The organism is uncultured Thiodictyon sp., assembly GCA_903837595.1.
Taxonomy (GTDB): domain Bacteria; phylum Pseudomonadota; class Gammaproteobacteria; order Chromatiales; family Chromatiaceae; genus Thiodictyon.
In genome coordinates this window covers 1-12,545 of sequence record CAILVI010000087.1, presented here as the reverse complement: position 1 = coordinate 12,545, position 12,545 = coordinate 1, and the positions used below count along the sequence as shown (strand labels likewise).

Sequence of the window (12,545 nt, the reverse complement as noted above, 5' to 3'; positions counted from 1 at the left end):
TCTGGCGTTACCGCTTTGGCGGCAGCGTGAAACTGGCCTCGAAGAATCGCGAACCCGAAAGGATTGATCGACGCGAGGTATGGACCGAGCTAGATCAATCACGGACGGACTCCAAGGGTCGCATGGGGCTGCGCAACGGCGGGATCGTCGGTGCGCAGGCGCGCCGGGGCGCTGCGCGGGCTCCAGAGGAGGGCGCCCGGTGAGGGCGATGTTTACTACCGGGACGGCTTTGTTTACGCCGATCGCTGTCCGGCTGCGCGACCGGCTTTGTTTATCCTGCCCCTAATGATCGGTTTACGGGGCTGTTTACGTATACGCACTGTGTGGGGTAGCGATGTTTGATTCAGCGCCCTCGATGGCGGTCCCCGGCCCCACGCCGGGCGCCGACGACGCGCCCCAAGCGCCGCCACTGCGCGGCCTGCTGCGCGAGGCGCTCTACCACACAGCGAGCGCAGCGGGGCACTTCTGGCCCGATTGGCGGGCGCGGGTGGTGGCGGCGCTGGGCGCCGTGGGGGTGGCCGGCCACGGCCACTGCCAGGAGCCGGAGTCGCTCCCGGAGGCCCCGCCCCGCGCCCGGGACTACATGGTGGGCGGGGCGCACTACCACGGCCACGCCATGCAGCCGTGGGACATCGTTGACGCCTGGAGCCTGGATTATTACGAGGGCAACGCCCTGAAGTATCTCTTGCGGCGCAAACCCGGGGCGCCGCGCTCGACCGACCTGCGCAAGGCCCAGCATTACTTGGAGCGCGCGATAGAGCGCGCGTTGTCCGCGGAGGGGGCGGTATGAGTTCCGACGTGTTGGGTGATCAGGCGGCGCTGGAACACTGGCCGCTTGAGCGGTTCATCGAGTACATCAGAAACCCCCGCGTCAATGACCACGCGGTTGCCCAGGTCGCCGCCGCGATCCACGAGTTTGGCTTCCGAGTGCCGATCGTGGCCAAGTCTGACGGCCTGGTCGTCGACGGCCACTTGCGCCTGAAAGCGGCGCGCAAGCTGGGCCTGGAGACGGTGCCGGTGTTGCTCGCCGATGACCTGACGGACACCCAGGTCCGGGCCTTCCGGTTGAGCGTGAACAAGCTGGCCGAGCTGGCGGATTGGGACGACGAGTTGTTGCGCCTGGAGCTGGAGGGGTTGCAGGAGCTGGGCTTCGACCTGGACCTCCTGGGATTTGACGCCGACGAGATCGGCACGCTTCTGCATGAGCCGGAGTCAGACGGCACTGCGGGCCTGACCGACCCAGAAGACACTCCGGCGCTGCACGAGATCGCGATCACCCAGCCGGGGGACGTTTGGTGCCTGGGGCCGCATCGTTTGGTCTGTGGCGACAGCACTGATCCCGGGGCGGTGGCCGCGGCGCTCAATGGGGCCACACCGCACGTGATGGTGACCGACCCGCCCTATGGCGTGGAGTACGACGCTGCTTGGCGCAACCGTGCTTTGCGTGCCGACGGCACGGCCGTCGCTGGCCGTGCCGTCGGCAAAGTCGCCAACGACACCCGCGCCGATTGGCGCGAAGCCTGGGCGCTGTACACGGGTGACGTGGCCTACGTGTGGCACGCGGACAGGCATTCTCCGGAGGTTGCCGAGAGCCTCGTCGCCTGCGGATTCATCCTGAGAAACTTGATCATCTGGGGCAAGAACAACCTGGTCATCGGTCGCGGGGACTATCACCACAAGCATGAACCTGCGTGGTATTGCGTGCGCCAGGGCGGGGCCAGCCATTGGCAGGGCGACCGCACCCAGACCACGCTGTGGGACATTGACAAGCCGCGCAAGAGCGAGACCGGACACAGCACGCAAAAGCCCGTGGAGTGCATGGCGCGTCCGATCCGCAACAACAGCGCGCCCGGTGAGGCGGTCTACGAGCCTTTCAGTGGCAGCGGCACCACGATCATCGCCTGCACGATGGAAGGCCGCGTCTGTCACGCCATCGAGTTGATGCCAGCGTATGTCGACATGGCGGTTCGCCGGTGGCAGGCGTTTACGGGGCGTTCTGCGACCCTGGATGCCACCGCAGAGCCCTTCCCCGAAGCCCCCGCGGTCCGCGATGCCGCTTGATGTTCAGGAGACGCCCATGGCTGAGTCCTTCGTGTGCCCACGCTACCCCGGTGATCTGCGCCTCTCGACCAGCGCCTGCGCCAGCATGTGGCAGGAGGGCCGCACCGCGCTGGCGTGGGGGCGCCGTTTCCGCTGCCGGGGGTGTGCCCTGGGGGCGGCCCACGCGGGTGGGGCGGTGGCGCTTCCCGCGGCGCCCCCGGAACGGGAGTGCCTGCGCTGCGGGGCGGCGGCCAGACGCCTTATTCGGCGCCAAATTTGCCTCTCCTGCTACAACCGCGAACGTGAGTTGCTGACGGGGCACTACCGGCGCGGCCAGCCCCCCGCCGGGCTGTTCATCACGCGCCTGCAAGTGCTGGTCGCGGGCATGAGCGCCCCCGTCGAGGTGTCCGTGGCATCGCCGATCGAGGCGCTGCGGTTGGTGGCGCGGCGCCTACCGGGGCGGGGGTTGTTTGCGGTGTCTCCCGTTGAGCGTCCGTTGTGGGCCGCCCCATGCCTCCCGATACCTGGGAGCTGACGGACCACGTCTGCCGCCGCTGCTTCGGGCGCGTGCTCTCGCGCCGCCTGGCCAGCGGGTGCCTGCACGCGCGCTGCGCAAACTGTGGGGCACAGGTCACGGGCGAGCCGATCGAGGCCCTGTGCTGCTGCGGGCTGCTGACCACACAGGGTCGAGATGCGCAGTTTCGCTGCGCGCGCAACCCCGCGCCCACGCCGGAGCACTCCAGCGAGCTGATGGTGTGCTTTTTGGGCGCCGCGGCGCCGCGGTCGTGACAGCATACTCAGGTAGTTATTTGTTTGGAGTCCCCCGCAATGCTGCTGCTGTATAAGGCCGACGCGAAGCTCGCCCATCAGGCTGGTTACGTCCTCTACGGCAACCCACCGCGGTGGCACCAGGTCCAGACCGAGGTCCCGGCGGGCGACGGCCCGGCGCATTACCACACGACCTCGGCGACCGAGGCGGCAGCGGTTTCCGCGCTGAAGGACGCGCACCACGCCGACACCGGGCATGACCCCGAGGCCAAGATCGAGCAGGTCCAGTCCGTGGCGGGGTTCCTCGACGCGCTGACCGCTGGAAAGGTCCCAGGCACTGAGCAGATTCAGGCGTTCACCGCCCTGTCGCAGGCCGACCCCGAGACCGCCAAAGCGCTGCTGGCCCCGGTGGGCGCAGCGATTGGCGTGGCGAAGTTCGGCGAGCTGATCGAGCAGGTCAAGGCGGCCACCCGGGCGGCGGAGCCGAAGGCGGCGGCGGAGTCCGAAGCAGGGCCAAAAGCAGCGCCGTACACGGGCGCCGCGCTCCAGGACGTCCAGAAAACCCGGCTGGCCGACGCCAACGCGCTGAAGTTGCCGGCGTCCAACACCAATGCGGCGGTGGTAAACAAGAAGGTCTCGAAGTACAAGGACTTGATTCGCGCGGGTGACGCGCAGGCACTGGCGGCGGCGTCCTGGGGCTCGAACACCTACGGCAAGAAGATCGCCAAGCATGCCGCGGAGACGGTGGCGCAGATGCAGGCTGCGCAGGGCGCCGGCGCGCCGAAGCCGGAGCCGAAGTCGACCCCAGAGCCGAAAGCCGAGCCGAAGTCCGAAACGAAAGGGCCAGAGCCGAAGTCCGAAACGAAGGGGCCAGAGCCGAAGTCCGAAACGAAAGGGCCAGAGCCGGTGGCCGAGCCGGGGGCCGAGCCGGTGCCAGAGCCAGAGCCGAAGTCCGAGCCCGAGGCCCCGCCCGCACCCGCACCTGGTCTCGGCAAGGTCGCGGCCGTCCAGACGGGTTTCCTGGCGGCGCTGACGGCGCTCAAGCTCCCCGCGTCGAACACCAACGCGACCAGCGTCAACAAGAAGATCGGCAAGTTCAAGGACGCGCTGCGGGCACTCGACGTGTCCACGATGGAGGCGTTTTCTTGGGGCTCGAACTCCTACGGCCAGAAGAGCGGCAAGGTCACCTCGAAGTGGCTGCCGGAGTTGAAGGCGGCGCTGGGGCACCCGGGTGCAGAGGCGATCGACACGGTTCCCCCTGCCGCCGGAACCGACGGCCCCACGGAGGGTGACACCAAGACGCTCGGCGGCGTGCAGTACCAGCTCATCAACGGGCGCTGGCACAAGGTCTCGGACGCCGCCGCGTCCGCCGCGGCCCCGCTGGCCCCCAAGCTCACCCTGGTTGGGAAGGAGTACCAGAAGGTCGCGGGGGCCTGGCACAGTTCTTCCGGGTTCTCCTTCCCCACCGGCGGCGGGGCGTCGCTGGCGCTGGATATCCTAAGTGGCGAAACCCTTGATTTGCCGCTGGCCCCCATTGGCACGCGCAAGGCCGCCGTCGCGTGGATGGATCTCCACGACGCCAGCCCCCCGCAGCTCCTAAACGCCCTTGGGGTGCTGTTCCCGCCCCTTGCGGGCCAGGAAGGCGTTAGCCTACGCATTGCGGAGGTGACGTATAAGGTCTCCGGCGGCCAGTGGGTCAAAGCGGGTGGAGACGCGCCCGGGGCTCCAGAAGAACAAGCGCAGTCCGGCTCAGCCCCCACCGCGCACCCCATCGACGCGGTGCCTGAGCCCGATTGGAGCGTGTTCCACTTCAGTCCTACCCTGACCAACAAACTGGCCGTAGGGCTGGCCACACTCAAGGCGCAAATCAAAAACGGTGATCTGTCGGGCCTGAAAGGCGCGGCCAAGCACATGAGTGCCACCGATAAGTACATCGTCAAACTGCCGAACATGGCGTCTTCGGGGGCACCGAAAGTGAAGATCTTCGGGGCTCTGGCGGGGGCGAAGGCGGTCTATGACTATGTGAAGGCGCTGCAAGTTGCGGCGCTGCCGGGGGCCAAGAAGGGAAAAAAGGCATCGGTCTCCCCCACGTCCACGATTCACGGCACGGCGACACCGGCGGCGCCCGACGTGCCGGAGGACATCGCGAACTGGACCGCGCACCCCGGAACCCAGGGCGGCTACAACCCCGGCGGCGAGTACACCGACGACGCGGGCCAAAAGTGGTACGTGAAGTTCCCGGCCAACGAGGCGGCTACCCGCACCGAGGTCCTGGCCAACGCGCTCTATGCGGCGGCGGGCGCCTATGTGCCGAAGCTAAAGCTCGTCACCAAGGGCGGCAGCCTGGGGATCGCATCGAAGTGGATCGACGGGTCCAAGGTCGACAAGCAGGCGCTCCTGGACGGGTCGTTGGCGGGGCTCACCGAGCAGTTCGCAACCGATGCGTGGCTCGCCAACTATGACACCGTGGGCAACAACCCGGTCAGCGGCAAGGGCTGGGACAACATCACCAACCACAACGGCAAGGCGCTGCGTGTCGAGTCGGGCGGCGCGCTGGACCGCAAGGGCGCGGGCGGGACCAAAGCGTTCCCCGGCACCGTCGAGGATCTGAAGACCTTTCGCGACCCGGCCAAGAACGCGCGCACGGCCGCGGTGTTCGGCCAGATGACCGAAGGCCAGATCGAGGCGAGCGTAGCGAATGTCGCCAAGATCAGTGACGCCACCATCACGTCTCTGGTCGACGCGCTGGCCCCGGGCGACCAAGCCTACAAGGACCAGCTCGCCGCCACCCTCAAGGCGCGGCGCGACGACATGCTCAAGCAGTACCCCGGGGCGGTGCCGAAGGAGGGCGACACCAAGACGGAGAACGGCAGTACTTACCAGCTTCTCAATGGGCGCTGGCACCGGGTGACGCCGGACGTGGCCGGCGGCTTTATCCCGCACACTTTCTGCAACACCAAGGGCGTGGACCTGGGCTGGCAAGCCACGGGCACGGACGCCCAAACGGGCGCGGTCACGGCCGTCGATAAGAGTGGCAAGGTGTGGCATGTCGCGGCGTTCGCTGACGAGGCGGCGGCCAAGCGTGACATCCTGCACAAGAAGTTTTTGGAGATGACCGGCGCATCAGCCCAGCGCACCCGCCTGATCCAGGCCGCGGGACATTGGAGCGTGGCCGCGTCCAATGTCCCGGAGAAGACCGCCGACCCGGCGGTGGCGTCCGTGATCGAGGCGTGGTGGCGCGGCCAGGACCCGGCTGACCTGGGAGACGTCCGCGAGGCGGTCAAGGTCCTGGCGCTGCTGAAGGACTCGCAGATCGACGAGATGGTGGCCAAGGTCCAGGGCGGGGGACCGGCGCTCGCGCAGACGCTCAAGGACTCTCGGGCGCAGTACATCAAGCACTTTGGTGTACGCGACCCGTGGGATGCTGTGGCCGTGGACGAGACGCAACTCCAGGTCGCGCCGGATCAACTGGGCGCGGCGATCGACTTCTTCCACCATCCGGACTACAACCACGGCCAGGTCTCGTCGAAAGCGCACATCAATCAAAACAACAACGCCGACAGTCAGGCGCTGTTGGACTTCGCCTTGCAGGGCAACCTTACGGCGCTGAAGGACTACCAATACGACGCGGTGGACAAAGCGTCCGGCGCGCCGATTGGTAAAAAGCCGATTGCCGAGCATCCGTCGAAGCATATCCAGCAGCAGTGGATACGTTATGTTGAGATGCTTTCCGGTATTGCCCACCCCGTGGTCCAAGGGCTACAGATGCCGGCGCTGGGGGATGGCGAGACGGCCGAAGAACTCAGCGACGCGGCGGGTTCCTTCGACCCCCTGTTGGCGCCCTCCAATGTGAGCCCGGAGCAGAATGTGCACTTTTTCATGCACGCGGGGGCGGTCGAGGGCGCGCTCGATTTGGCGAAAGGCATCAACTGGACGTGGGTTTCGGCGATGACTCAGGGTAAGACGGATGCTTTTCTTCAGGGGATGAAGACCGCCTACGCGGCGCTCAGCAGTAAGGTCACGGCGTATGTCGCACAGGTGCAGGCAGACGGGCTGGTCAACCACGTTTGGTCTTTCAACACGCAGCCGTCGCACTATGGTGTCCCCGGCGGGAAGCAGGCCCTGGCTGCAGACCTGTACGCGCAAAGCGTGGAACTCGAAGAGGGCACACAGCTTTGGCGCTGGCTTAACGACACCAGCGCCGGGCATGCCATGTCGCAGAAACTGCTGGCGTGTGAGCCCGGCGATGTGCTGCAAAATACGGACTCGATGTGTACGTCGGTTAAGGAAGAGTGGGGCAACGCGCCACACTTTGGGCACGATATCCGCATGCGGATGCGGTGTCTGAAGGGCGCCCGGGTGACGCCCACGATGGGGAGCGGCCAATTTGTCTCTCTGGAGGCTGAGCTGACGACACTGCCGGGGCAGCGCTTTGTCGTCCTGGGGGTTAAAAAAGGCATCCCTGGTAACCCCGGCGGCGTGGCCCTGGACGTGCTGGTACTCCCGCCGCACGCGGGTTTCGTGGCCAAGTTGGACGAATACGCAGCGCTTGGTAAGGCGATCGTCTATGCTGTCTTCACCAACCGGAGAGCAGCATAATGGCATTTACACCCGAAATTTCCGAATCCTTGGCCCGGGGCGCGGACAATAACTACTTGGGCAGCCGGCAGGTGGTCACCCGCCTCTTGGCCGAGATGCTGGCCGACTGGACAAAAGCGCTGGCGAGCGGCAGCAAGGAGCGCATTGTCGCTGACGCCAAGGCGCTGACTGTCAAGTACGGCAACATTTTCAGCGGCAAGAACCCGGCCTATCAGATCATCGCGGGTTACAACGATTTTTCGTTGAGCAATAAGCTGAGAGTGGACCTCGGGGAGTTTTGGATCAAGCATCACGCCGAGTATGACGAGAAGCCCGTGCACTGCTTGATGGGATATTTGCTGATCATGTACGCCAACGCCACCAAGAGGCATCAACACGACGAGATTTTGGTGAGCGCGGAGTTCATGCCGACGCTGCGCACGGCAATCGATCTTTGCCTGGGCACTGAGAAGCGAGTGGGGATGTAGCGTGACCGACCTGATCATCTTCCGAAAAGCCCACAACAGCGGCTACCTTCGCAAGGACGGCACCTACGTGGCGCCGTTCGAGGACAAGCGCACGGCGGCGGGCTACGCGGCGAAGGCGCTTGGTAAGCCGGCGCCGAAGCTGACGACCCAGGACGGCTATCACCAGCCGGTGATGGCGCAGCCCAAGGCGAAGGCGCCGCAGCAGGTTGTGGCGCCGCAGTACGGCTACGGGCCGAAGATCCCGAAGTCTGCCCCGCCGTTCGACTTGGCTTCTGGCGCCTGGAAGACGCCCAGTGCGCCGGCCACGCCCAAACCAAAGCCCAAGGCGTACCACCCGCGGCCCAACGACGAGGGCGCGCCCGTGGGCATCTACCAGCCTCACGGTGCGTCCAGCAAGGTGACTTGGCACCTCCCACACAACACGGCCACGGTGCTCCCTGACGGGGATCTGCCGGCGGAACTGTATGGGGTTCCGTTCGAGCCCTGGACGCCGCATCCGGAGTCCGCTGAGGAGTGGGCGCAGGTTGCTGGCCAGGTGCACGAGCTGAAGGAACCGCCGTTTGAGCCCGGCACGTTGGAGCCTGCGGCCGGGGTGGTAATCGAGGAGCCCGACGGGCGGGTGTGGGTGGTCTGCCCGACCAATCAGCACGCCGGCTACCTGGCGACCTATCCGAAGGGGCACGCCGAGGACGGCCTGTCGCTCCAGGCCACGGCGATCAAGGAGGCGTTCGAGGAGTCGGGGTTGCGGGTGGAGATCACAGGCTTTGTCGGGGACTTCCCCGGGGGTCTGACGATGACCCGCTACTACCGCGCCCGGCGGGTGGGCGGGAGCCCGGCGGCGATGGGTTGGGAGTCGCAGGCGGTGCAGTTGGTGCCCAAGGATGAGCTGCCCGGGACGGTCAACGCCGCGCGCGACAAGGCCGTCGCGGCGGCGCTGCTGATGGGTTAGCGGTGGTTGTAGAGACCGCCGGTGCCTCGCTCTTGAATCCCGAGCATGGCTTGCCAGGTGGACATGTAGCTGTCGTGCAGCCGCTTGTCCGTGCACGATGGCTTGAACCGGCGGTAATCGACGGCCTGAATCTCCGCGGCGATCGCGTTGGCGGCCACTTGCTTGTCGACGTAGGCGCGGAACTGGTAGTCCTGCCCGGGGGTGGCCACGATGGCCGCCGTCGGAAACAGGGCGCGAATGTCTTTCTTGCGCCGTGCCCGCACGCTGAGGGTGCCGGGGTGGTCGGCTTCATAGCACAGGGCGAGGAAGGCGTTTTTATGGCAAATCCACATCGTTTGGCCTCTGGTTGTTCCGTTTGTGGAAATGGATTAGTATAGTTAATATCCCGACTCGATGTCAACTGATTAAGGACGTTTTTCCATGGCTGCAAAAGGCCCCCATCTCTCGCCCCTGCAATGGGATGCGATTCGCCAGTGCTACGAGTTCGATTCGGACGAGCCCACACTGGCCGTGTCAGCCGCGCGCGGCGCAGCGAAGCTTGGGTTCTCGCCCCCGTCGCGCATGGCGGTCTCCAAGCGCAGCCGCAAAGCCGGCTGGGAGCGGCGCGGCCCGCTGGCGGGAATCAACCGGGCCGCGCATCGGCGCGCCGACCGGATCATGAGCCTGGACGAGATCGACCAGGTTCACATCCATCTGGCGAATTCACTCGGCGACGTGCCCGTGGTGGTGCCCGACAGTGCCACGCAGGCGGCGGCGCTGGTGGTCCTGATGGCTCAAGCGCCTGAGCGGGGGGGTTCGTCCGACGACGACCCCGACCGGGACGACGACCCCGACCGGGACGACGACCCCGACCGGGACGACGACCCCGACGCCAGGGACGACGACACTGACCGGGATGACGATGATCCAGAGGAGGGCGCGGGCGAAAAGGACGCGCAGGAGCACGGCGAACCAGAGGACGCCAGGGCACCGGCGCCCATCCCCAGTGCGACGCCGACGCTCGCCGCCCCGCCCACGCCCCGGGAACAGTCCGAGGACCTGCGCGCGGAGGTCATCGCGCGGCATCGCCAGGAGTGGCGCCAGATCGCGGCGTTGCGCCAGGAGGCGGTCAAAATGCGCCACATCGACTTTTTGAAAGCGTCGAATTACGGCCGGTTCGCAAAGACGATGGCTGAGATCACCACGCTTCAGCAGGCCGGCGAGCGCAAAGCCTGGGGCCTCGATGATCTCGTGCTGCCCAATCTGGAGAAGCGCTCGGACGCGGATCTGATCGCCATCATGGAAGGGCGGCGCCTCTACTGATCGTGCTCCAACCGCAGCCAAGAAAAAACACCGCGGCCCCGGTCACTCGGCTGCAAGCCGCGGCGATTCTGGAGCTGCGTCGACGCGAGCGCATCCGGGAGCGCGAAGCACAGGGCGGCGGACGCGCCGCGGGCCTACCGCCCTGGGCGGAGGCGTTCCAGCAACCAGCGCGCTACAAGGTTGCCTGGGGTGGGCGCGGGAGCGGAAAATCGCACACGTTTGCGCGGATGCTCCTGCTTCAGGCGGCGCAGCGGCCCTTGCGCGTCTTATGTGCACGCGAGTTGCAAATCTCCATCCGGGACTCTGTTCACCGGCTGCTGTCCGATCTGGTCGGGGTGCTGGGGCTGGCCGATCAGTTCGATGTCGGCCAGTCGTATTTGCGCGGGCACAACGGATCGGAGTTTATTTTCAAGGGTTTGCGCCACAACGCCACAGAAATTAAATCCACCGAAGGTATCGATCGCTGTTTTATCGAGGAAGCCCAGGCCGTGTCCGAAGATAGCTGGCAGCTTCTCATCCCTACGATTCGTGCCCCGGGGTCAGAAATCTGGGCCGTCTTCAACCCCGACCAGGACTCAGACCCGACCTACCGGCGCTTCGTCACCAACCCCCCCGAGCACGCCACCGTGCGGCGGGTCAACTACACCGAGAATCCGTGGTTCCCCCCGGAGCTGGAGCTGGAGCGGGCCTACATGGCGCGCACCGACCCCGATGCCTACGCACACGTCTGGCTGGGCGAGTGTCGGACCCACACCGACGCTCAGGTCCTGGCCGGCAAGTGGATCATTGATGTCTTCGAGCCCGGGGCCGACTGGGACGGCCCCTACTTCGGCGCTGACTGGGGTTTTGCGAAGGACCCCACAGCGCTGGTCAAGTGCTGGATCGCCGCGCGGCGGCTCTACATCGAGCACGAAGCCTGGGGCGTGGAGGTCTCGCTCAACGACACCCCGGCCCTGTTCGACCGTGTCCCAGGCGCCCGGTCGGCCATTGTGCGCGCCGACAGCGCCCGGCCGGAGACCATCCAGCACGTGCGCGAGCTGGGCTACCCCGGGCTGAGGGCGGCGCAGAAGTGGCCCGGGTCGGTCGAGGATGGGGTTGAGTTTTTGCGCAGCTTTGAGCGGATCGTGATCCACGAGCGCTGCAAGCACGTGGCGGAAGAAGCCCGGCTGTGGTCCTACAAGACCGATCGCAGGACGGGTGATGTGCTGCCGGTGCTGAAAGACGGATGGGAACACACCTTTGACTCTGTAAGGTATAGTCTAACCCCTTTGATCCGCCAACGCAAAAGCGCCCTGTGGCTGCCCGAGGACACCATGAATCCAGAACAAGAGCGCCTGATTGCGGCCCTTCCTGGCGTTGACAAGGCGCTGCTCCTGAGTATTTCCGACGCGCCCGACGGCGCCTGCGGGGGGTGTACGAGCTTCAAGGGGGGCTGGTGTGCCGAGCGCGAGGTGCACGTCGGGGCGCGGGACCCCGGGTGCATTCTGTTTGCGCGGGGCGCGGCATAGGCATCGCGGGGGCGAGCGCGGCGCTGTAGCCAATGGCGACGTTGGCCACGGACTCAAGAGCGGAATGGATGCGGGTCTGGGACATGCGGGTGCTCGGTTGTTTCAGTCTAGTTCGCTAGTGGCCCGTCTCGGCCTAGAACATGTTAGATTTTCTCTCCGGCTTCCAGTTGCCGGAGAAGCCGCAAAACAAGAGTCGCGTTGCCTTCTCCGGGCTTGCGCTGGGTCTCCAACCACTCCCGCAGGTCGGCCGGCGGCCGGATCGTCCAGCCTGCCGGGCGCGTTTCGTCCTGCTTTTTGTTGGCCCGGCGCTGGGCCGGGCTTACTTTCGTGGTCACAGATCCGTGGTCGTCCACTTCCAGTTCTCCTTATTCGCCAAGGCGACTGGCGATGGCGCCCCGCCAGTCTCGTATACTGCGACCGTTCCGGATTCCTGATTCTTCAGCCGCAGCTTCCCGCTTCTCATCGCTTTCTCGGCGGTCTGGTAGCCGCCGACGGTCTGGTCTGAGTACCCTTTGGCGTGAAATGTCGCTACGTACATGGTCTGATCCTCTCGGCGGCTGGGGCCAATCCCCAACCTCTGAGTATCATTATAGTCTAGGAAATCCTATATTGCAAGGCCCAAATGAGAAAATCTAACACTGGGCTCAAAAGCGAGCGCGGCCCTCGGCGTTCGCGGTGGTTGATAGGTCGGCGGTTGGGCGCGGCCGCCTTGGCTTTGGTCGTTAGCTGCGCCAGGCGTCCAGGGCGCGGCGCAGTCCGTCAGCCGGGTAGCCGCCGATCTGCTCGGCCTTCGCACGCTGGGTCTTGGTGAGCGGATCGGCTGCGTGGGCATCCTCAAAGGATCGGCAGTCGCAACCGGGGCAGCACAGCGGGGGCCAATATTCACTGTCTTTGTGCTGGTCGACGGTCCTG

The 12,545-nt window shown here is 65.9% G+C and carries 14 protein-coding genes; 10 read left to right on the top strand and 4 right to left on the bottom strand.

Going from position 1 to position 12,545, the window contains the following annotated elements; translation table 11 throughout:
• The 8 genes from QZY44_RS04860 to QZY44_RS04825 form a co-directional block, all read left to right on the top strand.
• The coding region (locus QZY44_RS04860; RefSeq protein WP_295443011.1) for a hypothetical protein at nucleotides 1–203 on the top strand (203 nt) is incomplete at its 5' end.
• Nucleotides 204–334: 131 nt separating this feature from the next.
• Nucleotides 335–790, top strand: coding sequence for a DUF3310 domain-containing protein (locus QZY44_RS04855; RefSeq protein WP_295443009.1), 456 nt, complete (start codon nucleotides 335–337; stop codon nucleotides 788–790).
• Nucleotides 787–2,061 carry a DNA methyltransferase gene (locus QZY44_RS04850; RefSeq protein ID WP_295443004.1) on the top strand — a complete coding sequence of 425 codons (1,275 nt, stop codon included), beginning with the start codon at nucleotides 787–789 and terminating at the stop codon, nucleotides 2,059–2,061. The genes QZY44_RS04855 and QZY44_RS04850 overlap by 4 nt, the downstream gene beginning before the upstream one ends.
• A 16-nt stretch (nucleotides 2,062–2,077) precedes the next feature.
• Nucleotides 2,078–2,575 carry a hypothetical protein gene (locus tag QZY44_RS04845; protein ID WP_295443001.1) on the top strand — a complete coding sequence of 166 codons (498 nt, stop codon included), beginning with the start codon at nucleotides 2,078–2,080 and terminating at the stop codon, nucleotides 2,573–2,575.
• Nucleotides 2,551–2,829 (top strand): hypothetical protein, encoded by a 279-nt coding sequence (locus QZY44_RS04840; protein WP_295442998.1) that lies wholly within the window; start codon nucleotides 2,551–2,553, stop codon nucleotides 2,827–2,829. The genes QZY44_RS04845 and QZY44_RS04840 overlap by 25 nt, the downstream gene beginning before the upstream one ends.
• Nucleotides 2,830–2,868: 39 nt before the next feature.
• Nucleotides 2,869–7,407 carry a hypothetical protein gene (locus QZY44_RS04835; protein WP_295442996.1) on the top strand — a complete coding sequence of 1,513 codons (4,539 nt, stop codon included), beginning with the start codon at nucleotides 2,869–2,871 and terminating at the stop codon, nucleotides 7,405–7,407.
• Nucleotides 7,407–7,874, top strand: a complete 468-nt coding sequence (locus tag QZY44_RS04830) for a hypothetical protein (protein ID WP_295442993.1) — start codon at nucleotides 7,407–7,409, stop codon at nucleotides 7,872–7,874. Before QZY44_RS04835 ends, QZY44_RS04830 begins: the two co-directional genes overlap by 1 nt.
• Nucleotide 7,875: 1 nt before the next feature.
• Nucleotides 7,876–8,823 carry an NUDIX domain-containing protein gene (locus QZY44_RS04825; protein ID WP_295442991.1) on the top strand — a complete coding sequence of 316 codons (948 nt, stop codon included), beginning with the start codon at nucleotides 7,876–7,878 and terminating at the stop codon, nucleotides 8,821–8,823.
• On the opposite strand, the gene QZY44_RS04820 is transcribed toward QZY44_RS04825, so the two are convergent.
• Entirely contained in the window at nucleotides 8,820–9,155 is a 336-nt protein-coding gene (locus QZY44_RS04820; protein ID WP_295442988.1) for a hypothetical protein, read from the bottom strand. The genes QZY44_RS04825 and QZY44_RS04820 overlap by 4 nt on opposite strands.
• Nucleotides 9,156–9,243: 88 nt before the next feature.
• Here QZY44_RS04820 and QZY44_RS04815 point away from each other — a divergent pair, with 88 nt between their 5' ends.
• Together QZY44_RS04815 and QZY44_RS04810 are read left to right on the top strand one after the other, a co-directional pair.
• A complete protein-coding gene (locus QZY44_RS04815; protein WP_295442985.1) occupies nucleotides 9,244–10,125 on the top strand; it encodes a hypothetical protein in 882 nt (293 codons plus the stop codon).
• A gap of 2 nt (nucleotides 10,126–10,127) precedes the next feature.
• Nucleotides 10,128–11,633 (top strand): PBSX family phage terminase large subunit, encoded by a 1,506-nt coding sequence (locus tag QZY44_RS04810; protein ID WP_295442982.1) that lies wholly within the window; start codon nucleotides 10,128–10,130, stop codon nucleotides 11,631–11,633.
• A 143-nt stretch (nucleotides 11,634–11,776) separates the two neighbouring features.
• Here the strand turns inward: QZY44_RS04810 and QZY44_RS04805 are convergent, their stop codons facing one another.
• From QZY44_RS04805 to QZY44_RS04795, 3 genes are all read right to left on the bottom strand, one after another.
• Nucleotides 11,777–11,986, bottom strand: coding sequence for a hypothetical protein (locus QZY44_RS04805; RefSeq protein WP_295442979.1), 210 nt, complete (start codon nucleotides 11,984–11,986; stop codon nucleotides 11,777–11,779).
• The gene (locus tag QZY44_RS04800) at nucleotides 11,965–12,171 is read right to left on the bottom strand and encodes a hypothetical protein (RefSeq protein WP_295442976.1); all 207 of its coding nucleotides are present in this window, start codon (nucleotides 12,169–12,171) and stop codon (nucleotides 11,965–11,967) included. Before QZY44_RS04800 ends, QZY44_RS04805 begins: the two co-directional genes overlap by 22 nt.
• 184 nt (nucleotides 12,172–12,355) lie before the next feature.
• Nucleotides 12,356–12,545 (bottom strand): hypothetical protein (locus QZY44_RS04795; protein WP_295442973.1); only part of this gene is annotated, 190 nt, incomplete at its 5' end.